This window comes from Pseudarthrobacter phenanthrenivorans (genome assembly GCF_000813845.1).
Taxonomy (GTDB): Bacteria; Actinomycetota; Actinomycetes; order Actinomycetales; family Micrococcaceae; genus Arthrobacter; species Arthrobacter phenanthrenivorans_B.
Genome location: NZ_JWTB01000009.1, coordinates 40,575 through 67,031, shown reverse-complemented (window position 1 = coordinate 67,031; position 26,457 = coordinate 40,575). Strand labels below are relative to the sequence as shown.

Sequence of the window (26,457 nt, the reverse complement as noted above, 5' to 3'; positions counted from 1 at the left end):
GGCTGCCAGGTCGGCGGCCGTTGGGTCTGTGGTGGTGCCGCCCAGGCCAAGGTTCACGGCTGCATCCGCGGCGAGGTCGGCCGTCGTGCCGTCCGTGACTGCGGTGCCTGTGGTGCCGTCGGTGACGGTGCCGAGGCCGAGGTTGATGTCCGCGGCGGCTGCCAGGTCGGCGGCCGTCGGGTCTGCGGTGGTGCCGCCCAGCCCGAGAGTCACGGCTGCATCCACGGCGAGGTCCGCCGTCGTGCCGTCCGTGACTGCGGTCCCTGTCCCGGTGCCGTCGGTGACGGTGCCGAGGCCGAGGTTCACGTCCACTGCGGCGGCGACATCCGTTGAGCTTGCCGGCGTTGGGTCACCCAGCAGGCCCAACGACATCGAGTCAGCGGGTGCCGCCGCCGAGATGAGGGCGGAGGCGGAAAGGTCCGTCCCGCTGGTGGTATCCGCTGCATTGGCGGCAGCGGTGCCGAAGGCCAGAAGGCCACCGGCAAAGAGGGTGCTGAGCAGCCCCCTGCGAAGGGTGCAGTTCATGATGATTCTCCTGAAAGTTGAATTGTGCGGGCGCTGGTCAGCTGCCCGTAGAGCCACGTGCTGCCCCGGGAAGGGCAGGGGGCTTCAACTAATCGGGAGAAGAACCGGGATCGAAAGACACCGGCGCAGGAGCATGCTCAGAGGGGTCCGCGGCTGGCAGAGTGCCGGGACGTTCAAGACCAAAGTCAAACGGGCTGAGCCAGGCCGGCGCACCGGAGGACCCGCTCGAGGATCCACCGGCGCCTGTGCCGGAGGCCGGGGCCGGAGGGGCCTGGGCAGGCAGCGGTGCAGGGTCGGCAGGACCAACAGGTTCTTCTGAAACAGAGCCTGAGGTTTCGGCGACGGCTGACCGTACCCCGGCCGTGACTGCAAGAGGCGCACTGGGCAGGACTGCCAAGCCGGAGCCGATACGTTCGGTTGCCCCGGCAGGCGCTGCAGCCTGATCCGCTTCCGAGGCCGTTGGCACGGCCGTCCGGTCCAGTGCAGGAGCCGCGGGAGCGGCCTCTGCGGAAACTGGCAAAGCCGCGACGGGAACTTCCGCCGGCGCGGTCGCGACCGGCACTCCGGGAAGCGGAACGGGCAGTTGGTCAGTGCCTGTCAAGACATCCGATACCGGCTGAAGAACCGGTTCCAGGACCGGCAACGCCTCGGCTGCCGGTTCGGCAACAGCGTCCACGAGCCCGATGGTCACCTCGTCGGCGAGTTCGGCGAGGGGAGCGGTGACCGTGGAAACAGTTTCAACCGGAACAACCTGGCCCACGACGGGAACCGAAGCGATAAGACCGTCCGCCAGCCCGGAAACCTGGGCTGCCACGGGCTGTGCCAGCCCGGGTGCTGCCGCAGGATCGGTGGAGGATCCGGTTGGCACCGGGGAGATGGCCTCCACAACGTTTTGCGACAGCGTCGAAACGGGATTGGCGACACTGCCCAGAAGTGAGGAGGAGTCATGGCCCGCATCGGCGGAAGCTGCGGTCGACGAAAGCGTGAGCCAGGTGACGGCCGCGGCGCCGGCAAGGAGCACTGGGCGCAGGGCACTCCACGGCGAACTTAGTCGAGCCATGCGTACCACCCCCCAGTGACCGGCGCAATCGATGCTGTCTAAAGGGTAAAACCGATTCTTACCGGAAGTCCAGAGTTCGCTCAAAGGATTTTACAAATTGACGGCACCCGTGCCGTAGCTGTCACTGTGTACGGCGGCCAGTCACATGCGTGACCACCCTGATTAAAGCCGCGCCGCCGCCGTCGTCCTTCCCTTAGCCTCCGCTAATGGCTGTCGTTGGGGTAGCTCACGCCAAGCTGGGCGCGCACCCCGTCGAAAAGGCGCATGGTGTTCAAGGTATCCTCCAGCGGCATGACAGGGCTTTCGGTCAGGCCCTGCTGCACACAGCGCGTCACTTCCCGCAGCTCATACGCGTAACCTTTGCCCACCACGTCGAACGTTTCCGTCCGGCGCTCGTCCCAGCCCGTGGCGATGACCAGCTCCCGCGGGTTGTTGATGGAGCCGATACTCTGCAGGAAACCCAGGCTTCCGGACACGGTGGCGGTGCGCGGACCGTGGGCCAGGAGCGATGACGTCAGCTGGACCTGGGCGGCATGGCCGTAGCCGAGCGTCATGGCATTCTGCGCATCCACGCCGTCGTCATTGACAAAGCCGGTGGCGCTCACGGTCTGCGGGAACCCGAGTGTCCCGAGCGCCCAGAGGAGCGGGTAAACGGACAGGTCCAGCAAGGCCCCTCCACCATCCTTCCGGGCCCACAGCCTGGCCGTGGGGGAGTACGGCGCCGGGAATCCGAGGTCTGCGGTGATCCAGTGGATGTCGCCCAGTTCACCGGAGGCTGCGATCTGGAATGCGCGCTGCATGGACGGCAGGAAGCGGCTCCACACAGCCTCCATCAGGAACAGCTTTTTGCTGCGCGCAAGCTCGATGAGCTCCGCTGCCTCCCGGGCATTGATGGTGAACGCCTTCTCGCAGAGCACGTGCTTGCCAGCATTGAGGGCGGCCAGGACGATTTCGTGGTGCTGGGCGTGCGGTGTGGCGACGTAGACAACATCCACGGCGTCGTCGGCGAGCAGCCGCTGGTAGCCGGGCACCCCGCCGTCGTCCCCATAGGCCTTGGCAAAGTCGTAGGCGACGGCGAACGCGTCCGCCGTGTCCTGGGTCCTGGAACTGACCGCGTACAGATCGGCGTCGTCAAGCAGCGCGAGATCCTGCGAGACGGCCCGGGCGATGCTGCCTGTTGCGATGATTCCCCAACGCAAGGGAGCTCCGGTGGCGGACCGGGGGTCCTGGTTGGGCTGGCTGGACAGCCATGGCGTGGCGATGGGGGCAGTCATAGCAGCAATCCTGTCACAGCCCCGCAGGGGCGGCCGTGAACTGCGCACCCCGGGTGGTGTGGGGTAAGGGGAAGAGGCCGACGGCGGGAGGAGCCGCTGTGCGCTTCCCCCGCCGAAGGACCCGCTGCGTCAGGCCGTGGCCGCCACGGTGTTTCGGCTCCGGACCGGTTCTTCGGTCAGTTTCCCCTGCTGAAGGCGGAAGCGGCGGTCTGTCTTGTTGGCAAGGACCCTGTCATGGGTGACCACGAGGATGGTGGTGTTGTGGTCCCGGCTCAGGGAGCTCAGGAGCTCGATAATGTGGTCGCCCGTCTGCTCGTCCAGGTTGCCGGTGGGCTCGTCGGCCAGGATGAGCTTGGGCTCGTTGGCCAGGGCCCGTGCAATGGCAACGCGCTGCTGCTCGCCGCCGGAGAGCCTGTTGATCCGCCGGTCGTGCTTGGACGGATCAAGCTGGACCTGTTCCAGCAGGTCCTTGGCGCGCTGCAGCCGGGCGGCCTTGCGGACCCCGGCGAACTCCATGGGCAGCATGACGTTGTCCACGGCGGAGAGGTTGGGGATCAGGTTGAACTGCTGGAACACGAAACCGATGTCCCGGCGGCGGTACTCCGTCAGCCTGCCGTCCGGAAGACTGGCCAGGCTGACCCCATCCACCCCGACGTCGCCGCTCGTGGGCTTGTCCAGGGCGCCCAGCAGGGACAGTAGCGTGCTCTTGCCGCTGCCGCTCTTTCCCACAATGGAGGCCAGCGTGCCCTGCTCCAGGGTGAAACTGACATCGTTGACGGGCTTGATGGTGCGGTCACCGGAGTTGAAGGTGCGGACCAAATTCTTTACTTCAATCATGGCTATTCTCCTCGCAGGACTTCGATGGGACGGATACGCGCTGTGAGCAGCGCGGGAACCAGGGCTCCGATGATGGCAACGCCAAAGAAAGCGGCGATGCCTCCGGCGATCACGCCGGGGGAGGCGCTTGCCGTGACGGAATTCAGCAACTGGGAGGCGCCGCCGAAGGGTCCGCCCTGCCCGCCGGGGAATCCTCCGCCGGCACCCGGGACGCCCCGCCCTGCGGTGGGTGTCGTGGTGGTGTTGCTGCTGATCAGGGCGGAGGCGATGCTGCCGCTGGCAAAGGACGCAATGGCGGCGCCCACCGCGCTGCCCAGGGCCGCCAGGACCAGGGCCTCGAGGACGAACTGCAGGCCGATGGTGCGGTTGGGTGCGCCGATCGCCTTCAGGACCCCGATCTCGCGGCGGCGCTCGCGGACCAGCATCACCATGATCAGCAGGATGATCAGGCCGGCTGTTCCAAGGGCTGCGATGAAGGCGATGAAGGAGATGTTCTTGACGCTGTCCAGGGAGCTGACCGCCGTCTGCAGGTTCTGTCCCTGGGTGACGTCGGCCTTGTCGGTGCCGAGCGCCGACTGGAGGGCAGTCTTGGTGGTGGCGACGTTGTCCATGGAGTTGACCGTGACGATCATGCTGGACAGCTCACCCGGTGTTCCGGCGAGGGCCTGGGCGGTGGGGAGCGTGACGTAGAGCGCGTTGTTGCCAAAGGCGGTGCCGGCGTCGAACAAACCGGAGACGGTGTAGGTCTGATCGTTGATGGTGAAGGCGGACCCGATCGTGAGGTTGTTCTTTTCGGCAAGGGTCGTGCCCAGCAGGGCGCCGGTGGATGCAGCGGTGTAGTCGCCGAGCCCGGAGCCCCGGGTGATGTTCAGGGCCTTGCCCGTGGTGTCCACTTCGGCGCCAACACCGGTGGCGGTGATGGGGAGCGATCTGACGCGCTGCGTGGTTCCGGTGCTGCCGGAGGTACCGGCGGTGCCATTGGCCTGCTGGTTGCGGTTGCCCAGGGTGCCGGCTTCCACAGCCGCGGTGAGGCTGGTGGTCAGGGTGGTTGCGGACTGGCCTCCGGGTCCACCCTGTCCTGCCTGGCCTGCCTGGCCGGCCGCCGCCTGCGCCGCTTGTTCAGCCGCATTGCGGAGCCGCAGGGATGAGGTCCCGACGACGGCACTGACGTTGGGCACGCCGGCAGCCGTGGCTGCCTGGTCCGCCGTGAGGGGCTCGCCACCGCCTTCGAAACCCTGCCCACCAGCGGGGTTGACGGTCAGGACGGTGCCCACGGAGGCATTCAGCTCCTGGACTTTGGCCCCCACCGCCTGGTTGGCCACGAGCATCGCCAATGCTAGGCCAATGGCGACGGCCAGCACCGCGACAACCGCTGCGGTGCGGACCTTGTTTCTGAAGGCGTTACCTACACTCCGGGCAAGGACGCTCACGTTACTCCTAAGACTCAGGTGCCGGCGCGGAGGGCCGGCTTCGGATCAACCTTCGCCGGAGATCCTGTGCAGTGATCCGGCCGTACCTGTGTTTGTCCTGTGAAGGACTCTTGACAGGTTTGTCATGAGCCACGTAAAAATGAACCGTCAGCTCGGGAAAGCGTTTTCTGAGCGATCGCAGTTTTCCAACCGATCCAGCACATACCAAGGCATGTGGTCTGTTTGGCATGCCGGAAATTAGGCCGATGAAGTCCGAAACGAAGTCTCCCGCACCATCACCTGCAAACCGACGATTGCGCCGCAGTGGTGCGATCGCAGTCTCCGTGGCCACTGCTCTCGCCGCCGGGCTTGTTTTGGCGGCTCCGGCCCCGGCCAGCCCTGCCCCGACGGGAGGTGGGGTCATCAAAGCCGACGACCCGGCACCTACCGGCTGGGCCGCCGTCGGACGCGGCACAGACGGCGGCGCCGGCGCACCCGCCGGAAGCCGCTACGAGGTAGGCACGCTCAGTGAACTGAAAGCGGCCCTGGCCAATAACGGCCAGCCCACTGCACCCAAGGTCATCTACGTCAAGGGAACCATCGACGGAAACCAGGCACTGGACGGGCGCATCCTCGGCGAGCAGGACTACGCAGCAGGCTACGACATTGCCAAGTACATCTCCTGCTTCGGTCCGGACGGCAAGGTGTGGAGCGACCAGACCTTCGACTACTGCAAGAAGCAGCGGCAGTTGCGGCAGACCGGAAGCAACAACATGAAGCGACAGATCGAGGTCAGCATCCCCAGCAACACCACCGTGATCGGGCTGGGCCCGGACTCAGGCTTCGTGGGCGCCAATATCGTGATCCTAAGCGCCACGAACGTCGTGCTCCGGAACCTGAGCGTTGAGGCTCCGGTCGACTACTTCACGACTTGGTCACCCGACGATGGAAACGGTGCTTGGAACGCACGGTTCGATGCTGTTTCCTCTGTTACGTCCGACCATCTCTGGATCGACCACGTGCGTCTGTCCGATGGCCGCTTCCCGGACAGTGAGGCGCCGCTGGGTCCCAACGGCAAACCGGCCAACCGGCACGACGGCCTGTTGGACCTCAAGGACGGCACGGATTTCGTGACGATTTCCAACAGCAGGCTTTCCAACCATGACAAGACCATGCTGCTTGGTTCCGGCGATGAACACGTGGACAAGGATGGTGGCAAGCTGCGGGTTAGCTACATCGGCAACTACTTCGAAAACCTGCAGCAACGTGCGCCCCGCGTCCGGTTCGGCCAGGTGCACGTGGTTAACAACTACTTCACGGGGAGCACCGATGATCCCTACTACCCGCTCACCAGCGAAGCCCAGGGCGGGAGCAGCTACTTCCTGGGAGCCGGCTACGAGTCCCGGATCTTCTCCGAACGCAATGCCTTCGAATTGACCGGGCCCGGCGCCGACCCGTCGATCATGGTCAGCAGTTACAACGGCCATCGCTTCAGCGACACGGGCTCCTGGTTCAACGGCCAGCCGGCGGACCTCGATGCGATCGCCAGGGCCTCCTTCGAACAGCACCGGGAAACGGCGCTCGCCGAAGCCGCGGCAAGCGGCTCGCCCGCTCCCGACTGGACGGGCTGGGAATTCACTACGGACGTGGGCTGGAACCCGGCGGATGTCTACGGCTACAAAGCGTTCACCACGCCGCAGGCGGTCAAGAACCATGCCGTGCAGTTCACCGGGCCGGGAGTACTGACCGTGAAGCAGTAACAGGAGCAGGAAAGCCCGCTTAAAGGGAACAGCCCGGACCCCATGAGGGGACCGGGCTGTTCTGTAAGGGAAGGTGCTACTTGGTGATCGGGCCGAGTACCGGATCGTCCGTGTAGGCCGTCTTGACGTTGGCGGAGGTCACGATGACCGGCTCCAGCAGGTAGGCGGGAACAACCTTGTTGCCGTTGTTGTAGGACTTGTCGTCGTTGACCTCAGGCTTCTTGCCGGCCTGCAGATCCTTCACCATGGTGATGGCGTGCTCGACGAGCTTGCGGGTGTCCTTGTTAATGGTGGAGTACTGCTCGCCCGCCATGATCGACTTGACCGACTCAACCTCTGAGTCCTGTCCGGTGACGACCGGGATCGGCTTGCCGGCGGCCTTGACGGAGGTCAGTACCGCGCGGGCCAGGGTGTCGTTGGGGGACAGAACGCCATCCAGGTTCGCGGACGTGTAGTTGCCGCTGAGCAGCGTGTCCATGCGGCGCTGGGCGTTTTCAGCCTTCCAGCCCTGGGTCACGGCCTGCTCGAAACTGCTCTGGCCCGACACGACCTTGAGGGTGCCGTCATCGATCTTGGGCTTCAGGACGCTCATGGCGCCGTTGAAGAAGACCTTGGCGTTGGCATCGTCAGGGGAACCGGCGAACAGTTCGATGTTGTACGGGCCGGACGGCTTCTTGGCCTTGAGCCCGTCCAGCAGGGCCTGGCCCTGAAGGACACCGACCTTGAAGTTGTCGTAGGCCACGTAGTAGTCGACGTTGTCCGTGTTCAGCAGAAGCCGGTCGTAGGCGATGACGGTGGCGCCGGCGTCCTTGGCCTGCTTGAGCTGGGTACCCAGCTGGGAACCGTCGATGGCGCCCACGATGATGACCTTGGCACCCTTGGTGACCATGGCACTGATCTGGTTCTGCTGCTCCGACACGCCGCCGTTGGCGAACTGGACGTCAGCCTTGAACCCGGCACCGTTGAGCCCGTCGTTGAAGAGCTTCTCGGCCAGGACCCAGTTCTCACTGGTCTTCTGCGGAAGGGCGACACCGATGGAGGAGTTCTGGTCGAATCCTCCGGCCCCTCCGCTGGCTCCGCCCGAGCTGCCGCTGTCCGAGCGGCCACAGCCCGTCAGCGCCAGTGCTGCGATGGCAGCAACCGCTGCGGCCTTTCCTGCTTTACCAAACATTCGCATTGTTGGTTCTCTTTCTTTGTGTGATGGAACAGTATTCAGGCTGCAAACTTCAGGCTTCCCTGGCGATCGCTTCCTTGGTGGAGGTGGTTTCGTCGGGCTGGATGGGGTTGCTGGGACCCGCAGTGGGACGGTTCATGTTCCGGGTCAGCATGCCGATGATCGAGCGCTTGCCCTGGGACTTGTTGTAGACGTCGAAGGCGACCGCGATCAGCAGGACCAGGCCCTTGATGATCTGGGTCAGGTCGGCGCCGACGCCCAGGAGCTGCAGGCCGTTGTTGAGTACCGCCATCACCAGGCCACCGATGATGGAGCCGACGACGGTGCCCACGCCGCCTGTCACTGCCGCGCCGCCAATGAAGACTGCGGCGATCGCGTCAAGTTCCCAGCCGACGCCGTCGAACGGACCCGAGGCGGTGGAGCGGCCCACGAAGATCATGCCCGCAAGGCCGGCCAGGATGGACATGTTCATCATGACCAGGAAGTTGACCTTCTTCGACTGGACACCGGACAGCTCGGCAGCGTGCCGGTTGCCACCCACGGCGTAGACGTGGCGGCCCAGGATGGTGCGGGAGGAGATGAAGCCGTAGATGAGGACCAGGACAGCCAGGATCAGGCCCGGGATCGGGAAGGAGGTGCCCGGACGGCCGGTGGCGAAGAGGTACGTGGCATAGAGGATGGCGGCGCAGATGAGGACCAGCTTCAGCACGGTGACCCACATTTCCGGTACCTCGGCGCCCAGCGCCTTGGCACGGGCCCGTGAGCGCAGCTCGCCCACAACGACGAAGACCGCGATGGCGATGCCCAGCAGCAGCGTCAGGTTGTTGTAGCCGGTGTTCGGTCCGACCTCGGGAAGGTAACCGGAGCCGAGGTACTGGAAGTCGCTGGGCACGGGGATTGTGTTGGACTTGCCGACGAACTGGTTGAATCCGCGGAAGAGGAGCATGCCGGCCAGGGTCACGATGAAGGCAGGGATGCCCACATAAGCGGTCCACCAGCCTTGCCAGGCGCCGATGACCGCGCCCAGGACCAGTCCCAGCAGGACACCGGCCCACCAGGGGATGCCCCAGTCGCGGATGGCAAGGGCGACGGTAACCCCGACGAATGCGGCGACCGAACCGACCGAGAGGTCGATGTGGCCTGCGATGATCACCAGCACCATGCCGATGGCCAGGATCAGGATGTAGGAGTTGCCGTTGAAGAGGTTGATGACGTTGCCGGGGGTAAGGGTCCGGCCTTCGGTGGCGAACTGGAAGAAAATGATCAGGGCCACGAGGGCGAAGATCATGCCGAATTGGCGGGTGTTTCCGCCAAACAGCTTTTTGAGGGCGTTCATGGTGTCAGTCCTTGTGTCCGGAAGGTTCTGGATGGGCCAGAGGGTCAGGCGGCTTTTCGGGTGGCGGAGGTCATCAGCTTCATCAGGCTTTCCTGGCTGGCCTCTTCTTTGGTCAGGACACCGGTGATGGCGCCTTCGAAGATGGTGTAGATGCGGTCGGACAGTCCCAGGAGCTCAGGCAACTCGGAGGAAATAACAATGACTCCCTTGCCCTGGTTGGCCAGCTGCTGGATGATGCCGTAGATCTCGTACTTGGCTCCGACGTCGATGCCTCTGGTGGGCTCATCCAGGATCAGCAGGTCCGGGTCGGTGAACATCCATTTGGCCAGGACCACCTTCTGCTGGTTGCCGCCGGAGAGCTTGGCCACCCCTTCCTCGACGGACGGCGTCTTGGTGCGCAGCGACTTGCGGTACTGCTCAGCCACCGTGAACTCCTGGTTGGGGTCAACTACGGAGTTGCGGCTGATCTTCTTCAGGGCTGCCGAGACCGTGGTGGTCTTGATGTCATCGAGCAGGTTCAGGCCGAGCGACTTGCGGTCCTCCGTCACGTAGCCCAATCCGGCGTCGATGGCATGGCGGACGTTTTTGAGGACCACTTCCTTGCCGTCCTTGTAGATGTGCCCGTCAATGAACCGCCCGTATGAGCGGCCGAAGACGGAGCGGGCCAGCTCGGTGCGGCCGGCGCCCATGAGGCCGGCGAAACCGACGATCTCGCCGCGGCGGACGTAAAAGCTGGAGTTCTTGCAGACCAGCCGGTCCGGGATGTTCGGGTGGCCCACGGTCCAGTTCTTGACCTCGAAGAACACCTCGCCGATTTTGGGGGTGTGGTCGGGGAAACGGGACTCCAGGGTGCGGCCCACCATGCCCTTGATGATCCGGTCCTCGTCCACGCCGTCCTTCTTGACGTCCAGGGTCTCGATGGACTTGCCGTCGCGGATGATGGTGATGGAATCGGCGATCTGCTCGATCTCGTTGAGCTTGTGGGAAATGATGATGCAGGTGATGCCCTTGGCCTTCAGGCCGAGCATCAGGTCCAGCAGGTGCTGGGAGTCGGACTCGTTCAGCGCGGCGGTGGGCTCGTCCAGGATGAGGATCTTCACGGACTTGTTCAGCGCCTTGGCGATTTCCACCAGCTGCTGCTTGCCGACGCCGATTTCCTTGATGGGGGTGTCCGGATCGTCGCGGAGCCCCACGCGTGCCAGCAGGTCCAGGGAACGCAGCCGGGCCTCGGCCCAGTCGATGACGCCCCGCTTGGTGGGTTCATTGCCCAGGAAGATGTTTTCCATGATGGACAGTTCGGGGATCAGGGCCAGTTCCTGGTGGATGATCACGATGCCGGCGTGCTCGCTGGCCCGGATGTCCTTGAACTGCTGGACCTGCCCCTGGTAGACGATGTCGCCGTCGTAGCTTCCGTAGGGGTACACGCCCGACAGGACCTTCATGAGGGTGGACTTGCCGGCGCCATTTTCGCCGCAGATCGCATGGATCTCGCCCGCCTTCACCCGAAGGCTTACGTTCGACAAGGCCTTAACGCCGGGGAATTCCTTGGTGATGGACCGCATCTCAAGGATGACCGGGTCCGTTTGCGTGGTCTGGGACGTCATGAGCCCTAACCCTCCAATGCAATGACTTCTTTGTCCGGCCGGCAAAGCGCAGGGCCGTCTGAACCAAAAGTAAACTGGATCACAGCTGTTGTCGTCAAGTCTTTAACGCAATTGCCGGGTAACGAATTGGTCTACGGCTTGCGGATTCCCGCGTGCTGGAAGACCAGCGCGGCTGCTCCGAGGGCCTCCGCGCGGTCGCCCAGCGAGGACATGGCAAGGGTTGTGGTCTCGCCGATCACGGGCACCGCATGCCGGATCAAACCCCTCCGGATGGGGTCCAGCAGGATGTTTCCCAGCCCTGCCAGAGGGCCGCCAACCACGATCACCTCTGGATTGATCAGGTTGGCTACATTGCCCAGCGCACGCCCTACCGCAAGGCCGGCGTCGTCCACCACGCGCAGCGTGGCTGAATCCCGGTTCAACGCCTTGCGGACGATATCGGCGGGGGTCATGGGGCGGTCCTCGCCGCGGCTGAGGAGTTCGATCATGGTGGTGGTTGAGGCGATGGTTTCGAGGCATCCGCGGTTGCCGCAGCGGCACACCAGGCCCTGTTCGTGGATGGTGGCATGCCCGATCTCGCCGGTGATGCCAACGTTGCCGTAATAGGGGGCGCCGTTGAGGATCAGGCCGGCGCCGATGCCCGATCCGATCTTCAGGAACAGCAGGTTGCTGACCCCCGAATGCTGCCCCCAGGTCACCTCCGACCAGGCGCCCAGGTTGGCGTCGTTGTCAACAAACACGGGGATTCTCAAGGTTTCCTCAAGGTGCTGAAGGATGTTGATGCCTACCCACTCCGGGAGGATGGCGCCTTGGGCGACCGTTCCCGTCCGCCGGTCGATGGGCCCCGGAATGCCGACGCCGGCCCCGACGACGGAGGAGCGTTCCACCCCGCTTTCCCGCAGCAGCTTCTCCAGCAGGGCCACGGCGGCCTGGATGCCGTCGTCCGCCTGGTGGCCCAGGGGGAGCATTACCGACTCCTCCGCAATGACGTGGTAGCTCAATGAGGCGAGGACCACCCGCAGGTGCCGCCGGCCGAAGTCGATCCCGACTGCCACGGCCCCGTTGCTGTTCAGCCTGACGTTCAGGGCCCGTCGCCCCGAACTGGTGATGGGCTCTGTTGACGCCAGACCGGAATCGAGCATGATCTTGACGATGTTCGAGACGGTGGCGGTGGACAGTCCCGTCTGCCGGGCGAGCTCCGCCTGCGTCGACGGGCCGCCCATCAAAGTCTCGATGATCCGCTGCTGGTTCAGTTGCCGGAGGGCGGACTGGGAGCCCGGATTCTTGGGTTTGCTCCTCGTTGAGCGCGGGGTTGGGGACATGCTAAGAAGATTGCCCTATCGCTGCTCTTGTAGTCAAGAAGTTAACGCATTAGGCGAATGGATGGACATTCACTGAACGTGGAGACGGGCATACCGGACCGCGCCGTGCATTCCGACCCGGCCGGAGGGTTGCCGGGTCCAAAAGACCCGGAGGCCTGCCGGAGTGCTGACTACGCTGGAAGTGAGAACGCTCCGGTGCGCCCGTTCCGCGGACCGGCCAACAGAAGGTGGTAACGATGCTGCTGTCCGTCCTGCAGGCGAACGCCGTGGTCCTGGACGTCGAGGCCAATCTCCGGACAATGGATGATGCCGCGCGCCGGGCTGCGCAGGAAGGTGCCAACGTACTCCTCACCCCCGAACTGTTTCCTTGCGGGTATGCCCCGGCCAGGCTGCGGGCCGAATTGGACCCGGCCCGGCTTCCCGGTATCCGCGAACACCTCGCCGGCATCGCCCGCCGGAACGGCATCGCGCTCGTGTACAGCCTGCCGGCCCTTACCGGCGCGGCCCGCAGCGCCGGCAAGGATGAGGCGGGCGGCGAGCCGGCATGGCATATATCGGCAAGCCTGGTGGATGCCTCCGGCGCAGAGCTTCTGAGCTACGCCAAGGTGCATCTCTTTGGTGACGAGGAACGCGCGGCGTTCATCGCAGCAGCGCAACCTCCCGCCGTCGTGGATTTCCAGGGCCTCCGGACTTCCCTGCTGATCTGTTACGACATCGAGTTTCCCGAGACCGCCCGGGCAGCGGCGGCCCGGGGCGCGGAACTGCTCCTGGTGCCCACCGCCCTGTCCACCGGTTTCCACGCCGTACCCCAGGTGCTTGTCCGTGCGCGGGCGCTGGAGAGCCAGCTCAATATCGCCTATGCCAACCACTGCGGGCATGAGGACGTCTACACGTTCGGCGGCGGAAGCGTGGTGGCAGGACCCGACGGCGGACTCCTCGCCCAGGGCGGGACGGATCCTGACCTGCTGTTCGCCAAGCTTGACGCCGCCGGCGTCCGGCGGGCACGCAAGGACGTGCCTTACCTGCGCGAGCGCCGGCCGGACCTCTACCGGGAATGGGAGGCAGGCCTGCCGGGGGCACCGGGCCGGGTGGTGGACAGCACGTCTTAGGCCCCGCTATGCCGGTGCGCCGCCGGTCAGCACGTCGGCGTAGTGGAGCGCAATCCACAGTTCGGCCCGCACCTGTGCCTGGTTCAGGTCCATCTGCAGGAGTTCGCCGAGGACGCCGATCTGCCGGCGCACGCTGTTCCGGTGAAGGCCCAGGCGTTTGGCCGAGCTGTCCCAGCTGCCGTTTTCGCCCAGCCAGCCCCGAAGGACCGCCAGCAGGGGATCGCGCCGCTCCGGTTCGAGCTCCAGGACCGGCTGCAGGAGCCGTTGCGCCAGAAGCGTTCCGGCCTCACGGCCCAACAGGCCCGCCACGGACCATGGCACCTCCTCTGCCCGGACGCTTTGTCCGCTCCTCTGAACCTGGCCGCGCAGGGACGTGGCGCGCTGGTAGGCGGCGGGAAGGCTGGCCAGCTCGGTCGGTTCGCCGACCACCAGGCGCCAGCCAAGCTTCTCGACGTCTGCCAGCAGGGCGTCGTCCACCTTGAGCCGGGTCACGGCCGCGAAGCCGTAGTCCGTGATCTCCACCAGCTTGGTGTCGAACATGCGCCGCCACTGCAGCAGTTCCCTGACGGGGCTTTCCCCCGCGGGCCATTCCGGCGCCTCGACCTTGATGCCCTGCACCACGCGCATGGGTGCCGATCGGGTGGAGGACAGGCTTTGGGCCAGCAGGTCCTTGAGGGCGTTGACATGTTTGGTGCCGCCGTTGGTGAGGCTCCCGGGGTGCAGCAGCACGGCCGTTGCCAGCTGGCCGGGGGCCAGCGACCCGCTGGTGCGCTGCCGCACCAAGAGCTCAAGGAGTCCGACGGCGGACTGGACCACGTTGTTCTGCGCGGGCGTCAGCGGGACGTCCGAGCCCAGGATCAGCGCTCCCAGGTTTGCGTCCCTGGTGCTGCGCAGCGGGTGGCCCACCACCAGTGCGGACCCGGGCTGGTCAAAGCCGTCCATTTCCACGCGCGGTCCGTGGCCGGACAGCAGCCGTTCCAGCATGGGCGCCAGCATGGCCAGGTCGACGGCGGTGCTGCCGCCGGCGCCGGTACCGCGTGCCCGGACCCGGCCGTCCGCGCCCACCATCACGGCCCAGACCGGAACGCGCTGCACCAGTGCGGCCAGCAGTTCGTGCTCCGGTTTGGGGGAGAGGACGGCACGCATGAGTTGGCGGTTGGTCTCCGCCAACTGCCGGAAGACCCGGGCGTTGTCGGTTTCCAGCAGCTGTGAGAACTGCAGTCCGATCGCCGCGAACGGAAGGGATTCCGGGACCTCGAACAAGGTGAGGTTGTGCCGCCGGCACGCCTCCACAACCACGTCGGGAACGGCATCGAAGTAGGGCCGGACCCCGAAGCCCAGGGCCGCCACCTTGGCCTGGACCAGCCGCTGCACGTAGGCGTCCACGTGGGCGGGCGAACCGCCGGCGCCAAGGAACGGGAGGCCCGCGGTGAGCAGGAACTCGCCCTCCGGCAGATAGGGAGTGGGGTCCTCCAGTTCGCTGGGCTCAACCCAGCGCAGGAGCCGGCCGTCGCTGCCGCCGTCGTGAAGGGTCTTCAGCACGGGCGGCAGCTGGTCGAGGAACTGCTGGAGGGTGACGAAGCTCAGCCGTCCGGACTCCGTGGCATCAGCCGTCATGGCCGGGCCCGGCGTGGACCGGCTGCCGCCTGCCGGGACGCAGGGCTCCCGGCCCGGCGGCAGCACTTGCCGGTTTGCCGGATCCGCTGCGATTGTGCATAAAGTCTCATGGTGGATCACTATAAGTCATTTTGCACCGTGTTGAGAGTTGGCTCACATGCCACCCTTGGTGAGGGGAAACCGACAACTACTCTGAAGGGACGTCAACGGTGACTGTGCCTGTGACCACCGAAAAACCCATTGCGCCAAGCATCGGACGGCCCGGCCTCCGGGCGCAGCTGCTGCGGCGCAAGCCGATTGGACAAATGGTCAGCGAAGCCGAAGGCGCCGGTGGCGGTGCCCGCCTGGTGCGCAGCTTCGGCGTCCTGCACCTGACCATGATCAGTGTGGGTGCCACCCTGGGGACGGGCATCCTGGTGATCCTCGGCGAATCAGTTCCGCTGGCCGGGCCTGCCATCTGGATTTCGTTCGTCATCGCCGGCCTGGCGGCGCTGCTCTCCGCGGTGTCGTACGCCGAAATGGCGGGACTGGTTCCTGCCGCGGGCTCGAGCTACTCCTATTCCTACGCCACCATGGGCGAGGGCATGGCCTGGATCTGCGGCTGGTGCCTCGTCCTCGAATACGCCGTCTCTGTGGCCGCCGTGGCGGTGGGCGCGGGCCAGTACGTCAACGAGACGCTCGCCGCGTTCGGGCAGGTACTTCCCGACGCGATGTCCCAGCCTCCGGGCGACGGCGGCCTGGTGAACGTACCGGCGATGGCCATTGTCGTGCTCGCCACCATCCTGCTGGTCCGCGGTGCCCGCGAGAGCGCCTGGATCAATACGGCCATCGTCGTCGTAAAAATAGGCATCCTGCTGTTCTTCTGCGCCGTGGCCTTTACCGCCTTCAACGCCGGAAACTTCGAGCCGCTCATGCCCATGGGGGCCGCAGGCGTATCCGCCGCCGCGTCCAGGGTGTTCTTCTCCTACATCGGGTTCGATGCCGCGTCCACCGCCGGCGAGGAAGCCCGGAACCCCAAGCGCGACCTGCCCCGCGCCATCCTGCTGTCCATGGTGATCGTGACCAGCATCTACGTCCTGGTGGCCGTCGCTGCCATCGGTGCCCGCCCCTGGGGCTGGTTCGACGGAACCGAAGCCGCGCTGGTCCAGATCCTCGAGGAGACCACGCACCAGCCGTGGATTGCCCTGGTCTTCTCCGTGGGCGCAGTCCTCGCCATTGCCAGCATCGTGCTCACCGTCCTTTACGGGCAGACCCGCATCCTCATGTCGATGTCCCGGGACGGACTGGTGCCGGCGGTCTTCAGCCGCGTCTCACCCCGTACCGGCACCCCGGCCGCAGGCACCCTTGTGGTGGGCATCGCCGTCGCCCTGACCGCAGGCCTGGTCCCGCTCGGCGCCCTGGCCGACGCCACCAGCATCGGGACCCTTTTTGCCTTCGCACTGGTCAACGTCGCGGTCATCTACCTGCGCCGCAACCGCCCCGACCTGACGCGCAGCTTCCGGGTGCCGCTGTACCCCGCCACCCCCGTGCTGGGGACGCTGATGTGCGCCTACCTCATGGCGAACCTCGGCGCCGACACCTGGCTTGTGTTTGGTGCCTGGATGCTGGTGGGGATCGCCATCTACTTCGGCTATGGACGCCGGAACTCGAAGGTAGCGGCTCTCAGCGAGCTCGACTACCGTGAACTGACCGCCAAGGCCCCGAGCCAGGAACCTGTGAAAGCAGAACTCTCATGACCACCGCCACCGAACTGCCTGCCTTTGACCCCTCCAGCACTTCCACCCGGCCGGTCGAAGCCTCCGGCCGGGAGGCCGGCGCACACGCTGCGCCCATCACCATGCTGAACCCCGACTTCCCGTTCAGCTACGACCATTACCTGGCGCATCCGGACGGACTGGGAACCGTCCCGCCGGAGCTGCACGGCACGGAAGTGGCCGTTATCGGCGCCGGGCTTTCCGGCCTGGTGACTGCCTACGAACTGATGAAGCTCGGCCTGCGGCCCGTGGTCTATGAAGCGGACCAGATCGGCGGCAGGCTCCGCACCGCAGCCTTCCCCGCTGCCCCCGGTGTGGTGGCCGATCTTGGCGGCATGCGGTTCCCGGTGTCAGGCAAGGCCTTCTACCACTACGTGGACCTGCTGGGGCTTGAGACCCAGGACTTCCCCAACCCGTTGGCCGAAGCCACCTCCAGCACGGTGATCGAGCTGGCCGGGAAGAAGCACTATGCGGAAAAGCCCAGCGACCTTCCGCCGTTCTTCCGCGAGGTGGCCGACGCCTGGAAGGCGGCGGTCAACGACGGCGCCAAGTTCGTGGAGATGCAGGATGCCATCCGTGCCCGGGACATGGCCCGGATCAAGGACCTGTGGAACGAACTGCTGCCGCTTATGGACGAGCAGACGTTCTACGGCTTCATCGCTGCCAGCGACTCCTTCAAGAAGGCAGGGTTCGCCCACCGGGAGGCCTTCGGCCAGGTGGGGTTCGGCACCGGCGGCTGGGACACCGACTTCCCCAACTCGATCCTGGAAATCCTCCGTGTGGTCTACACCGACGCCGACGACCAGCACCGGCTCATCCGCGGGGGAGCGCAGCGGCTGCCCGAGGCACTGTGGCAGCACGCGCCGTCGGACCTGGTCCACTGGCCCGCCGGCACCTCGCTGGCCTCGCTTCACTCGGGCTCGCCCCGCGGCGCGGTGGGAAAGATCAGCCGGGACCCGGACGGAAACCTGCGGGTCCGTGAACGGTGGGGCCGCGAGGCCAGCTACCCGGCCGTGGTGACAACGTGCCAGTCGTGGCTGCTGTCCACCCGCATCCACACCGAGGAAGCGCTGTTCCCGGCCGAGCTGTGGACCGCCATGGAGAAATCGCACTACATGCAGTCCTCCAAGACCTTCGTCATGGTGGACCGCCCGTTCTGGAAGGACATCGATCCGGAAACGGGCAACGAGGTCCTTTCCATGACCCTGACCGACAGGCTCAACCGCGCCACCTACCTGCTGGACAACGGCCCGGACCAGCCCGCCGTCATCCTGCTGTCCTACACCTGGAACGACGACGCGCTGAAATGGCTGGCCCTGGACGCGGACGAGCGCGTGGAACTGATGCTGCACTCGCTCGAGCAGATCTATCCCGGCGTGGACATCGCCGGGCACATCGTGGGCCAGCCCATCACGGTGTCCTGGGAGGCGGACCCCAACTTCATGGGCGCCTTCAAGGCCAACCTGCCCGGGCACTACCGCTACCAGCAGCGGCTGTTCAGCCACTTCAAGCAGGACAAACTCCCGGAGTCCCAGCGCGGCATCTTCCTGGCCGGCGACGACGTCTCCTTCACCGCAGGCTGGGCCGAAGGCGCCGTCACGACGGGCCTGAACGCCGTATGGGGCGTGGTGAAGCACCTGGGCGGCTCATCCGCGCCTGGCAACCCGGGTCCCGGCGATCTCCTGGACGAGTTCGGCCCGGTCAGCCTCGACTAAGCGTGGAGCCCGCGGTGCTGCGCCGCGAGCTCCACGTACCGCTCCGCGTTGGCGCGGGCGCCGTCGAACTCCTCCTCGGTGAGCTCGCGCCGCACCTTGGCAGGCACGCCCGCCACCAGGGAGCGGGGCGGGACCACAGTGCCCTCGAGCACCACGGCGCCGGCCGCCACCAGCGAGCCGGCGCCGATCACCGCCCCATTAAGGACGGTCGCGCCCATGCCGATCAGGCAGTCGTCCTCCACTGTGCAGCCATGCACGACGGCGGCGTGCCCCACGCTGACACCCCGGCCCACCGTGCAGGGGAAGCCGGGGTCCGCGTGCAGCACCACGTTGTCCTGCAGGTTGCTTCCGGCGCCCACCGTGATGGCCGCGGTGTCGGCCCGGACGGAGACGCCGTAGAAGGCGCTGGATTCCTGGTCCAGGGTTGCCTGCCCGATGATGGACGCTGAGGGTGCGACAAACGCTGTTTCATGGACGGCCGGGGAGTTCCCGGCAAAAGGGTAAAGAGGAGCCATGGGTTCACCCTAAGCCACCCCTGCCCGGCCGCCGGTCCCGCGCGCATTAAGACTGTTGCCCTTAGGTGGGCGGGCGGTGCGGAGGACCCTGAGCCGGTGATGCTGTGCCGAAGCTAGTTGAAGACCACCGTGCGGTTGCCGTCCAGGAGCACCCGGTGTTCGGCGTGCCACTGCACGGCCTGCACCAGGGTGCGGCCTTCCACGTCGCGGCCCATCTGCACGAACTGCTCCGGCGTGCGGGCATGGTCCACCCGGATGACTTCCTGTTCGATGATCGGGCCCTCGTCCAGGGCAGCGGTCACGTAGTGTGCCGTGGCACCGATCAGCTTCACACCCCGGGCGTGCGCCTGGTGGTACGGCTTGGCGCCCTTGAAGGACGGCAGGAACGAGTGGTGGATGTTGATCGCCTTGCCGGTCAGGTCGGTGCAGAGCTCGTCGGAGAGAATCTGCATGTAGCGGGCCAGGACGGTCAGTTCAATGTCGTGCTCGGCGATGATGGCCCGCAGCTTGTCCTCCGCCTGCTCCTTGGTGTCCTTGGTCACCGGGATGTAGTGGAACGGGATGCCATAGAACTCGGCGAGTCCGGCCAGGTCCTGGTGGTTGGACACAATGGCTGGGATCTCGACCGGCAGGGTCCCGGAGCGCTGCTGGAACAACAGGTCGTTGAGGCAGTGGGCCGAGGTGCTGGCCATCACCAGGGTGCGGACCTTGTCGCCCACAGTATTAAGGTTCCACTGCATGGAGAATGCTTCCGCCACGGGCTCCAGCGCGGCCCGCAGCTCCGACTTCGCCGCTGGCGTGGTCACCTCCACGCGCATGAAGAAGTTGCCGGTTGCCGGGCTGCCGTACTGCTGCGAATCCGTGATGTTGCATCCCGCCACCAGCAGGGCTCCGGCCACGGCATGGACAATGCCGGGGCGGTCCGGGCAGGACAGGGTTACTACGTACGCTTGGTTCAGCAGCTGTTCATTCACGCGTAATAGCCTACCCGCGCGGCGGGCTGCGGTTTTGGTAGGCTGGAAGGGTCGCAACTGGCGTTGGGTGGCGAACCACCAGGGAGCGGCAATCACGAAGACCACGGATCGTACGCCTGGGCCGAGGGTCATGTTTTGCCGGAAATTGGGGCTGCGCCCGCGTCAGCACAGCAGCGCCGTGCCGTGTTTTCACGCCCTGTCATCAACGCGGTGCGAAAACGCGCCAGCCGGTAGCCTGACCTAAGCAGTGCCCGTATCCCTAGCCAGGAGTTCTTCGTGACTACTACAGCCACCTCAACCACCGAAGTCAGCAATCAGCCGCTGGCCGAACTCGACCCCGAAATCGCCGCAGTCCTCGAGCAGGAGCTCGGCCGCCAGCGCGGCACCCTGGAAATGATTGCATCCGAGAACTTCGCACCCCGCGCGGTCATGGAGGCCCAGGGCTCCGTCCTGACCAACAAGTACGCCGAGGGCTACCCGGGCCGCCGCTACTACGGCGGCTGCGAGTACGTCGACGTTGCAGAGCAGCTGGCCATCGACCGGGTCAAGGCACTGTTCGGCGCCGAGTACGCCAACGTCCAGCCGCACTCCGGCGCGCAGGCCAACGCCGCCGCACTCTCCGCCATGATCACCCCCGGCGACAAGATCCTGGGCCTGTCCCTGGCTCACGGCGGCCACCTGACGCACGGCATGAAGCTGAACTTCTCCGGCAAGCTCTACGACGTGGCTGCCTACCAGGTGGAAGAGGACACCTTCCGGGTGGACATGGACAAGCTCCGCGAGCAGGCCATCAAGGAAAAGCCCCAGGTGATCATCGCCGGCTGGTCCGCCTACCCGCGCCACCTGGACTTCGCCGCCTTCCGCTCCATCGCCGATGAAGTGGGTGCGCTGCTCTGGACCGACATGGCACACTTCGCCGGCCTGGTTGCCGCCGGACTGCACCCGAGTCCGGTGCCGTACTCCGACGTCGTCACCTCCACCGTGCACAAGACCCTGGCCGGTCCCCGCTCGGGCGTGATCCTGGCCAAGGAACAGTGGGCCAAGAAGCTGAACTCCAACGTCTTCCCGGGCCAGCAGGGCGGGCCGCTGATGCATGTGATCGCCGCCAAGGCCGTGGCCTTCAAGATTGCCGGCACGCAGGAATTCAAGGAGCGCCAGGAGCGCGTCCTGGAAGGCGCCAGGATCATCGCCGACCGCCTGAACCAGGCCGACGTCGCCGAGGCCGGCGTCTCGGTCCTCACCGGCGGCACCGACGTGCACCTGGTCCTGGTGGACCTGCGCAACTCGCAGCTTGACGGCCAGCAGGCCGAGGACCTCCTGCACTCCGTGGGCATCACCGTCAACCGCAACGCGGTGCCGTTCGACCCCCGCCCGCCGATGGTCACCTCCGGCCTGCGCATCGGCACCCCGGCACTTGCCACCCGCGGCTTTGGTGCGGCCGAATTCACCGAGGTGGCCGAGATCATCGCCACCGCACTCAAGGCCGGCAACAGCGCCGACGTCGAGGCCCTGCAGGCACGCGTGGACAAGCTGGCAGCCAACTTCCCGCTCTACCCCCAGCACGAGCAGTGGTAACCGATGACTGAAACCACAACCGCACAGATCCTTGACGGCAAGGCCACCGCCGCCGCCATCAAGGCCGAGTTGACCGAACGCGTGGCCGCACTCAAGGCCAAGGGCGTCACTCCCGGCATCGCCACTGTGCTGGTGGGCGCCGACCCCGCCTCGCAGCTGTATGTCTCGATGAAGCACAAGCAGTCCGTGCAGATCGGGATGAACTCCATCCAGCGCGAGCTCCCGGCGGACGCCACCCAGGAACAGGTGGAGGCCCTCATTGACGAACTCAATGCGGATCCCGCCTGCCACGGCTACATTGTGCAGCTGCCGCTGCCCAAGCACCTTGACACCGATGCCATCCTGGAACGGATCGATCCCGCCAAGGACGCCGACGGCCTGCACCCCACCAACCTCGGCCGGCTGGTGCTGAACGTCAACCACAAGATCACCACCCCGCTGCCTTGCACCCCCCGCGGGGTCATCGAGCTCCTCGAACGCAACGGGTACAGCCTGGCCGGCAAGCATGTTGTGGTGGTGGGACGCGGTGTCACCATCGGCCGCTCGATCGGCCTGCTGCTTACGCGGCGGGACGTCAACGCCACCGTGACCCTGACCCACACCGGCACCACCAACCTGTCGGAGCTGCTCCGCCAGGCGGACGTCATCGTGGGCGCGGCGGGTGTGAAGCACATCGTCAAGGCCGGCGACGTGAAGCCCGGGGCGGCCCTGCTGGATGTGGGGGTTACCCGCGAGACCGACCCGGAGACGGGCAAGAGCAAGGTCTACGGCGACATCGATCCGGCTGCCGCGGAAGTGGCCGGCTGGATCTCGCCGAACCCCGGTGGTGTGGGCCCCATGACCGTCGCGCTGCTCATGACCAACGTGGTGGAGGCTGCTGAGCGCGCAGCCGGCGTGGACGCATAGCCCGCCGCTGGGCAGGGCCCCGGCACCGGGTTCCTGTACTGAGCACCTGAACAGCGGGCCGGGGCACAAGGAAGTACGACGGCGGCACGGCACCTTCCGCATGGAAGGCGCGGTGCCGCCGTCGGCCTCTTTAACCTGGGCCGGAACGGCACGCACCGTACTCCCGGGGGAGTACGGTCACTACGCCGGCCATCCGGCGACTTTCAACGCCGGCGGGCATAGGCTCGGAGCATGCAGCGCCGTTTCCGGGGACCGCCTACCGCCGCCATCGTTGTGGTGGTCGCCGTGATCCAAGTCGCCGGGTCGGCGTTCGCTTCGTCGCGGCAGCCGGGCCACCCACCCCTTGATGCCGTGGCACTGGTCCTGCTGCTGCTGGGCCCGGCTGCGCTGGCGTTCCGCCGGCGCGCACCCCTGGTGATGCTGCCCGTTGCCGCTGCCGCGACTGCGGGCTACCTTGCCTTGGGCTACGCGTGGGGCCCTGTGGTCCTGTCCCTTGCCGTCGCATTGATCCTCACCGCGGCGGCCGGGAAAAGGACGGTTGCCTGGTCCGTGGCGGCACTGGGAACACTGGTGCTGTTTCTCGGCGCAGCCCGCAGCGGCGACGAGGGGACGTTCATCCGCGCATTTGCCGGGTCCTCATGGCTGGCCATCCTGGTCCTGATCGGAGAAGGCGTGCGGCTTCGTGGCGAACGCGTCGCCGAACGGTACCGGCAGCAGGCCGCCGCCGAGCAGGCTGCCCGCGACGAGTACCGGCTGGCTCTGGCGCGGGACATCCACGACGTGGTGGCGCACTCGCTGTCCCTGATCAACGTGCGGGCCTCGGTGGCCCTGCATCTGGGCGAGAAGGACCCGGCCCAGTTCAGGCCTGCCCTGGAGACCATCAAGGCAGCCAGCAAAGAATCACTGGCTGAAGTCCGGCAGCTGCTCGGCGTGCTCCGGGAGGACGCTCCGCTGAGCCCCACCCGCCGGCCCGGCCTCGGCCAGGTTACGGAGCTCGTGGAAAACGCGCGGCGCGCCGGGCTGGACCTCAGGCTGCAGGCCGATCCGGCTGCGGACTCCGCTCCCGGTGCAGTGCAGGAAGCGGCCTACCGGATCACCCAGGAGGCACTGACCAACGCCGTCCGGCATTCCGGGGCGCAGACGGCCGGAGTCTCCATCAATGCGGCAGGAGCAGAACTGGTGGTGACCATCGACGACGACGGCGCCGGGGCGGCCACAGCCCCCGAAGGTAACGGCATCACCGGCATGCGGGAGCGTGTGGCGGCTTTGGCAGGCCGGCTTGAGCTGGGACCCGCGCCGTCCGGCACAGGCTGGCGGGTCCGGGCGGTCCTCCCGCTGGACGGGCATCCACGGGTGGATCCGCAGTGATCAGCATCCTGCTGGCAGACGACCAGAATCTCATCCGGGCAGGCTTCCGGGCCCTACTGGACGCGGAGCCGGATATGAAGGTCGTGGCTGAATGCGGCACCGGGCGTGAGACTGTACGCCTGGCCCGCCAGTACCGTCCGGACGTCGTCCTGATGGACATCCGCATGCCCGATGGTGACGGCCTTGACGCGACCAGGCAGATCCTCTCCGATCCTGCGCTGTCCGGAACCCGCGTGGTAATGCTCACCACTTTCGAGCTCGACGAGTACATTGCGGAGGCTGTGCGGGCAGGCGCCGCCGGTTTCCTGGTCAAGGACACCGAGCCCGCGGAGCTTTTGCGCGCGGTCCGCATCGTGCACGACGGCGACGCGCTCCTTTCGCCGTCGGTGACCCGGCGGATCATGGCCCAGTTGGCACGGCACTCCCGCGCCGCCGAACGGCCTGTGGCGCTGGACCGCATCACGGACCGTGAGCGGGAAGTCCTCCAGCTTGTGGGGGAGGGGTTGAACAACGCCGAGATTGCGGAGCGGTTGTTCATCACACCACTCACGGCAAAAACGCACGTCTCCCGGATCATGGCGAAGCTGATGGTGCGGGACAGGGCCCAGCTGGTGGTGCTTGCCTATGAATCCGGCCTGGTCCGGCCGGGGTGGGCAGGCTGACTGGTGGTCGGTGCACCCGCCGGACCCCCTGGGGAGTACGGGGCCGGTTCCAGGTGACTCCTGCCGCCGGACGCGCCCGCAGGCTCCGCCAACAAGACTCGATACAAGGCCGAAACCGCGGCCGGTCAAAAGAGTCTGGAGAATGAAATGTTCACTTCCGTTACCACCGCAATCTCCGCGGCAGCAATGTCTGCCGCCTCGCAGGTGCCGGCCGATACGGTCGTCTACGGGCCGTGGCATGGCGCCTTTGCACCGTGGTTCCTGTTGATCCCCCTGTTCTGGATCCTGGTCATAGCGCTGTTCATCTTCGTGGCCCGCCGGACCTGGCGCAGGAACCAGCACTGGGCCGCCGGCCAGGGCGCCGAAGGCGTGCTGCGTGAGCGCTATGCCCGCGGCGAGGTCGACGAGACGGAATTCCGGCAACGCCTGGAGGTCCTGCGCAGCGGAGAACGGCGGCAGAAGTGACCGCCGGCCGCCGGGCCGTTCGCCGGGGGTGGAAGGAGGCGGAAGCACAGCCCGCCGTTTGAGACAATGGCTGCATGCGAACTTTGGGCAGCTCCACGTCATCCTCCAAACCCGCCAGGGGCGGCTTTTCGATGTTCCGGATCAGCGGGCCCGGCCTGATGGTCCTGGTGACGGCGTTCGTGGTGGCCGTGATCTTCGCCGCAAACCAGAACGACGTGGTGGGCTGGGTAGTCGCCGTCATCGCCGCCTTTTGGCTGGCATTGGCGCTCTTCGTGGTCTTCAGTATCCAGAAGGCTGCCCGGAAGGCCGGCGCCAAGCTGTCCGAAGCCCACGATGCCTTCAACACGGCAGCCGGCCGCGCGCCGTCGCACGCTTCCGCCGACCATGGCGGCACCCGCGTCCTCTACGAACGCTCACAGGCCGATGAGGTGCGCGACCTGAAGCTGGACCATTCCTTCAAGATCGTCCAGGTCCAGGTCCGTGTGGTGGAGGAGGAGCGCGCCAAGGGTGCCGCCGCCAACCAGGACACCATCAACCGCGCACTCGAAACCATCGAGATCACGGCCACCAACGCCCGGGACATGATCAAGTCGTCCGGTGGAAGCGGAGAGCCGGTGACCGGAACCATCATCGACTAGAGTGGAGCGGGTGAGCTCGGCATTGAAGAAGGACCACCTTCGCATCGCATCCGTCAACGTAAACGGCCTCCGGGCTGCCTACAAAAACGGGATGGCGGCCTGGCTGGAGCCGCGCGAAGTGGACATCCTCTGCCTGCAGGAAGTCCGTGCGCCCGACGCCGTCGTCCGGCAGCTGCTGGGGGACGACTGGCACATCCTGCACGCCGAGGCTGAAGCGAAAGGCCGGGCCGGCGTCGCCATTGCGTCACGGCAGGAGCCCCTCGCCACCAGGAACGGCATCGGTGATGACTACTTCGCCACCGCCGGGCGCTGGGTCGAAGCGGACTTCCGCTTCCCCGATGCCGCCGGGAACCCGGTCCAGCTCACCGTCGCCAGCGCCTACGTGCACTCCGGCGAAGTAGGGACCCCCAAACAGGATGACAAGTTCCGGTTCCTTGACGTCATGACCACCAGGCTCCCGGAGCTGACCAAGCACAGCGACCACGCCCTGGTGGTGGGGGACCTCAATGTTGCCCACACGCCCCGGGACATCAGGAACTCAAAGGGCAACCTCAAGAAGGCGGGGCACCTGCCGGAGGAACGCGCCTACTTTGACCGGTTCTTTGGCGAAGACATCGGCTGGCACGACGTGCACCGGAACCTGGCCGGGGATGTTGACGGCCCCTACACCTGGTGGTCCTGGCGCGGCAAGGCCTTCGACAACGACACCGGCTGGCGCATCGACTACCACCTGGCCACCCCCGAACTCGCGTCCTCCGCCATCTCGGCAGTCGTCGACCGTGCAGCGACCTGGGATACCCGCTTCTCCGATCACGCCCCGCTGGTAGTGGACTACCAGCTCTAAGCCCCGAAAGTTTT

General features: G+C 66.2%; 22 protein-coding genes, 1 pseudogene and 1 riboswitch. Of the genes and pseudogenes, 11 read left to right on the top strand and 12 right to left on the bottom strand.

The window, feature by feature from the left end; all coding sequences use genetic code 11:
* From RM50_RS04905 to RM50_RS04885, 5 genes and pseudogenes are all read right to left on the bottom strand, one after another.
* Positions 1 to 525 (bottom strand): annotated as a pseudogene (locus RM50_RS04905) (hypothetical protein); the annotation flags it as partial.
* Positions 526 to 613: 88 nt separating this feature from the next.
* The gene (locus tag RM50_RS04900) at positions 614 to 1,585 is read right to left on the bottom strand and encodes a hypothetical protein (protein ID WP_043450567.1); all 972 of its coding nucleotides are present in this window, start codon (positions 1,583 to 1,585) and stop codon (positions 614 to 616) included.
* Positions 1,586 to 1,788: 203 nt separating this feature from the next.
* On the bottom strand, positions 1,789 to 2,859 hold the full coding sequence (locus RM50_RS04895) for a Gfo/Idh/MocA family protein (RefSeq protein WP_043450566.1): 1,071 nt from the start codon (positions 2,857 to 2,859) through the stop codon (positions 1,789 to 1,791).
* 129 nt (positions 2,860 to 2,988) lie between these two features.
* Positions 2,989 to 3,696 (bottom strand): ABC transporter ATP-binding protein, encoded by a 708-nt coding sequence (locus tag RM50_RS04890; RefSeq protein WP_043450564.1) that lies wholly within the window; start codon positions 3,694 to 3,696, stop codon positions 2,989 to 2,991.
* 2 nt (positions 3,697 to 3,698) lie between these two features.
* A complete protein-coding gene (locus RM50_RS04885) occupies positions 3,699 to 5,126 on the bottom strand; it encodes an ABC transporter permease (RefSeq protein WP_043450562.1) in 1,428 nt (475 codons plus the stop codon).
* Between the two features lie 323 nt (positions 5,127 to 5,449).
* Here RM50_RS04885 and RM50_RS04880 point away from each other — a divergent pair, with 323 nt between their 5' ends.
* A complete protein-coding gene (locus RM50_RS04880) occupies positions 5,450 to 6,865 on the top strand; it encodes a pectate lyase family protein (protein WP_240471864.1) in 1,416 nt (471 codons plus the stop codon).
* A 76-nt stretch (positions 6,866 to 6,941) separates the two neighbouring features.
* Here the strand turns inward: RM50_RS04880 and RM50_RS04875 are convergent, their stop codons facing one another.
* The 4 genes from RM50_RS04875 to RM50_RS04860 all read right to left on the bottom strand — a co-directional run bounded on the left by RM50_RS04875 (position 6,942) and on the right by RM50_RS04860 (position 12,301).
* A complete protein-coding gene (locus tag RM50_RS04875) occupies positions 6,942 to 8,042 on the bottom strand; it encodes a substrate-binding domain-containing protein (protein WP_043450559.1) in 1,101 nt (366 codons plus the stop codon).
* 49 nt (positions 8,043 to 8,091) lie between these two features.
* On the bottom strand, positions 8,092 to 9,375 hold the full coding sequence (mmsB, locus tag RM50_RS04870) for a multiple monosaccharide ABC transporter permease (protein ID WP_043450557.1): 1,284 nt from the start codon (positions 9,373 to 9,375) through the stop codon (positions 8,092 to 8,094).
* A gap of 44 nt (positions 9,376 to 9,419) precedes the next feature.
* Positions 9,420 to 10,979, bottom strand: coding sequence for a multiple monosaccharide ABC transporter ATP-binding protein (gene mmsA, locus RM50_RS04865; RefSeq protein WP_043450555.1), 1,560 nt, complete (start codon positions 10,977 to 10,979; stop codon positions 9,420 to 9,422).
* A gap of 131 nt (positions 10,980 to 11,110) precedes the next feature.
* Positions 11,111 to 12,301, bottom strand: a complete 1,191-nt coding sequence (locus RM50_RS04860) for an ROK family transcriptional regulator (protein WP_043450553.1) — start codon at positions 12,299 to 12,301, stop codon at positions 11,111 to 11,113.
* A gap of 236 nt (positions 12,302 to 12,537) precedes the next feature.
* Between RM50_RS04860 and RM50_RS04855 the strand changes: the two genes are divergently transcribed.
* Positions 12,538 to 13,410, top strand: coding sequence for a carbon-nitrogen hydrolase family protein (locus RM50_RS04855; RefSeq protein WP_052259971.1), 873 nt, complete (start codon positions 12,538 to 12,540; stop codon positions 13,408 to 13,410).
* Between the two features lie 6 nt (positions 13,411 to 13,416).
* On the opposite strand, the gene RM50_RS04850 is transcribed toward RM50_RS04855, so the two are convergent.
* Positions 13,417 to 15,027, bottom strand: coding sequence for a PucR family transcriptional regulator (locus RM50_RS04850; protein ID WP_043450575.1), 1,611 nt, complete (start codon positions 15,025 to 15,027; stop codon positions 13,417 to 13,419).
* A 305-nt stretch (positions 15,028 to 15,332) separates the two neighbouring features.
* Here RM50_RS04850 and RM50_RS04845 point away from each other — a divergent pair, with 305 nt between their 5' ends.
* Together RM50_RS04845 and RM50_RS04840 are read left to right on the top strand one after the other, a co-directional pair.
* Positions 15,333 to 16,763: an amino acid permease gene (locus tag RM50_RS04845; RefSeq protein ID WP_430929385.1), complete on the top strand. Its 1,431-nt coding sequence runs from the start codon at positions 15,333 to 15,335 to the stop codon at positions 16,761 to 16,763.
* Entirely contained in the window at positions 16,760 to 18,496 is a 1,737-nt protein-coding gene (locus tag RM50_RS04840) for a flavin monoamine oxidase family protein (protein ID WP_205622224.1), read from the top strand. The genes RM50_RS04845 and RM50_RS04840 overlap by 4 nt, the downstream gene beginning before the upstream one ends.
* Here the strand turns inward: RM50_RS04840 and RM50_RS04835 are convergent.
* Both RM50_RS04835 and purU read right to left on the bottom strand, forming a co-directional pair.
* Positions 18,493 to 19,011, bottom strand: a complete 519-nt coding sequence (locus RM50_RS04835) for a gamma carbonic anhydrase family protein (protein ID WP_043450552.1) — start codon at positions 19,009 to 19,011, stop codon at positions 18,493 to 18,495. The genes RM50_RS04840 and RM50_RS04835 overlap by 4 nt on opposite strands.
* A gap of 113 nt (positions 19,012 to 19,124) precedes the next feature.
* A complete protein-coding gene (gene purU / locus RM50_RS04830; RefSeq protein WP_043450550.1) occupies positions 19,125 to 19,985 on the bottom strand; it encodes a formyltetrahydrofolate deformylase in 861 nt (286 codons plus the stop codon).
* A gap of 43 nt (positions 19,986 to 20,028) precedes the next feature.
* Positions 20,029 to 20,114: riboswitch (ZMP/ZTP riboswitch) on the top strand.
* Between the two features lie 147 nt (positions 20,115 to 20,261).
* Between purU and glyA the strand changes: the two genes are divergently transcribed.
* The 7 genes from glyA (at position 20,262) to RM50_RS04795 (ending at position 26,443) form a co-directional block, all read left to right on the top strand.
* On the top strand, positions 20,262 to 21,560 hold the full coding sequence (glyA, locus tag RM50_RS04825; RefSeq protein ID WP_043450549.1) for a serine hydroxymethyltransferase: 1,299 nt from the start codon (positions 20,262 to 20,264) through the stop codon (positions 21,558 to 21,560).
* 3 nt (positions 21,561 to 21,563) lie between these two features.
* Positions 21,564 to 22,466 carry a bifunctional methylenetetrahydrofolate dehydrogenase/methenyltetrahydrofolate cyclohydrolase gene (locus RM50_RS04820; RefSeq protein WP_043450548.1) on the top strand — a complete coding sequence of 301 codons (903 nt, stop codon included), beginning with the start codon at positions 21,564 to 21,566 and terminating at the stop codon, positions 22,464 to 22,466.
* A 231-nt stretch (positions 22,467 to 22,697) separates the two neighbouring features.
* A complete protein-coding gene (locus tag RM50_RS04815; protein WP_052259970.1) occupies positions 22,698 to 23,834 on the top strand; it encodes a sensor histidine kinase in 1,137 nt (378 codons plus the stop codon).
* Complete coding sequence (locus tag RM50_RS04810) at positions 23,831 to 24,496, top strand: response regulator (RefSeq protein WP_043450547.1); 666 nt, start codon at positions 23,831 to 23,833, stop codon at positions 24,494 to 24,496. Before RM50_RS04815 ends, RM50_RS04810 begins: the two co-directional genes overlap by 4 nt.
* 147 nt (positions 24,497 to 24,643) lie before the next feature.
* Entirely contained in the window at positions 24,644 to 24,961 is a 318-nt protein-coding gene (locus RM50_RS04805) for an SHOCT domain-containing protein (protein ID WP_052259969.1), read from the top strand.
* A 74-nt stretch (positions 24,962 to 25,035) separates the two neighbouring features.
* Complete coding sequence (locus RM50_RS04800) at positions 25,036 to 25,599, top strand: hypothetical protein (protein ID WP_043450546.1); 564 nt, start codon at positions 25,036 to 25,038, stop codon at positions 25,597 to 25,599.
* Positions 25,600 to 25,609: 10 nt separating this feature from the next.
* Entirely contained in the window at positions 25,610 to 26,443 is an 834-nt protein-coding gene (locus tag RM50_RS04795; protein ID WP_043450570.1) for an exodeoxyribonuclease III, read from the top strand.
* Positions 26,444 to 26,457: the final 14 nt, after the last annotated feature.

Coding starts and splice junctions, on each gene's coding strand:
- RM50_RS04900 (WP_043450567.1), bottom strand. CDS start 1,585: ATGGCTCGACTAAGTTCGCCGTGGAGTGCCCTGCGCCCAGTGCTCCTT.
- RM50_RS04895 (WP_043450566.1), bottom strand. CDS start 2,859: ATGACTGCCCCCATCGCCACGCCATGGCTGTCCAGCCAGCCCAACCAG.
- RM50_RS04890 (WP_043450564.1), bottom strand. CDS start 3,696: ATGATTGAAGTAAAGAATTTGGTCCGCACCTTCAACTCCGGTGACCGC.
- RM50_RS04875 (WP_043450559.1), bottom strand. CDS start 8,042: ATGCGAATGTTTGGTAAAGCAGGAAAGGCCGCAGCGGTTGCTGCCATC.
- mmsB (WP_043450557.1), bottom strand. CDS start 9,375: ATGAACGCCCTCAAAAAGCTGTTTGGCGGAAACACCCGCCAATTCGGC.
- mmsA (WP_043450555.1), bottom strand. CDS start 10,979: ATGACGTCCCAGACCACGCAAACGGACCCGGTCATCCTTGAGATGCGG.
- RM50_RS04860 (WP_043450553.1), bottom strand. CDS start 12,301: ATGTCCCCAACCCCGCGCTCAACGAGGAGCAAACCCAAGAATCCGGGC.
- RM50_RS04855 (WP_052259971.1), top strand. CDS start 12,538: ATGCTGCTGTCCGTCCTGCAGGCGAACGCCGTGGTCCTGGACGTCGAG.
- RM50_RS04850 (WP_043450575.1), bottom strand. CDS start 15,027: ATGACGGCTGATGCCACGGAGTCCGGACGGCTGAGCTTCGTCACCCTC.
- RM50_RS04845 (WP_430929385.1), top strand. CDS start 15,333: ATGGTCAGCGAAGCCGAAGGCGCCGGTGGCGGTGCCCGCCTGGTGCGC.
- RM50_RS04840 (WP_205622224.1), top strand. CDS start 16,760: ATGACCACCGCCACCGAACTGCCTGCCTTTGACCCCTCCAGCACTTCC.
- RM50_RS04835 (WP_043450552.1), bottom strand. CDS start 19,011: ATGGCTCCTCTTTACCCTTTTGCCGGGAACTCCCCGGCCGTCCATGAA.
- RM50_RS04820 (WP_043450548.1), top strand. CDS start 21,564: ATGACTGAAACCACAACCGCACAGATCCTTGACGGCAAGGCCACCGCC.
- RM50_RS04815 (WP_052259970.1), top strand. CDS start 22,698: ATGCAGCGCCGTTTCCGGGGACCGCCTACCGCCGCCATCGTTGTGGTG.
- RM50_RS04805 (WP_052259969.1), top strand. CDS start 24,644: ATGTTCACTTCCGTTACCACCGCAATCTCCGCGGCAGCAATGTCTGCC.
- RM50_RS04800 (WP_043450546.1), top strand. CDS start 25,036: ATGCGAACTTTGGGCAGCTCCACGTCATCCTCCAAACCCGCCAGGGGC.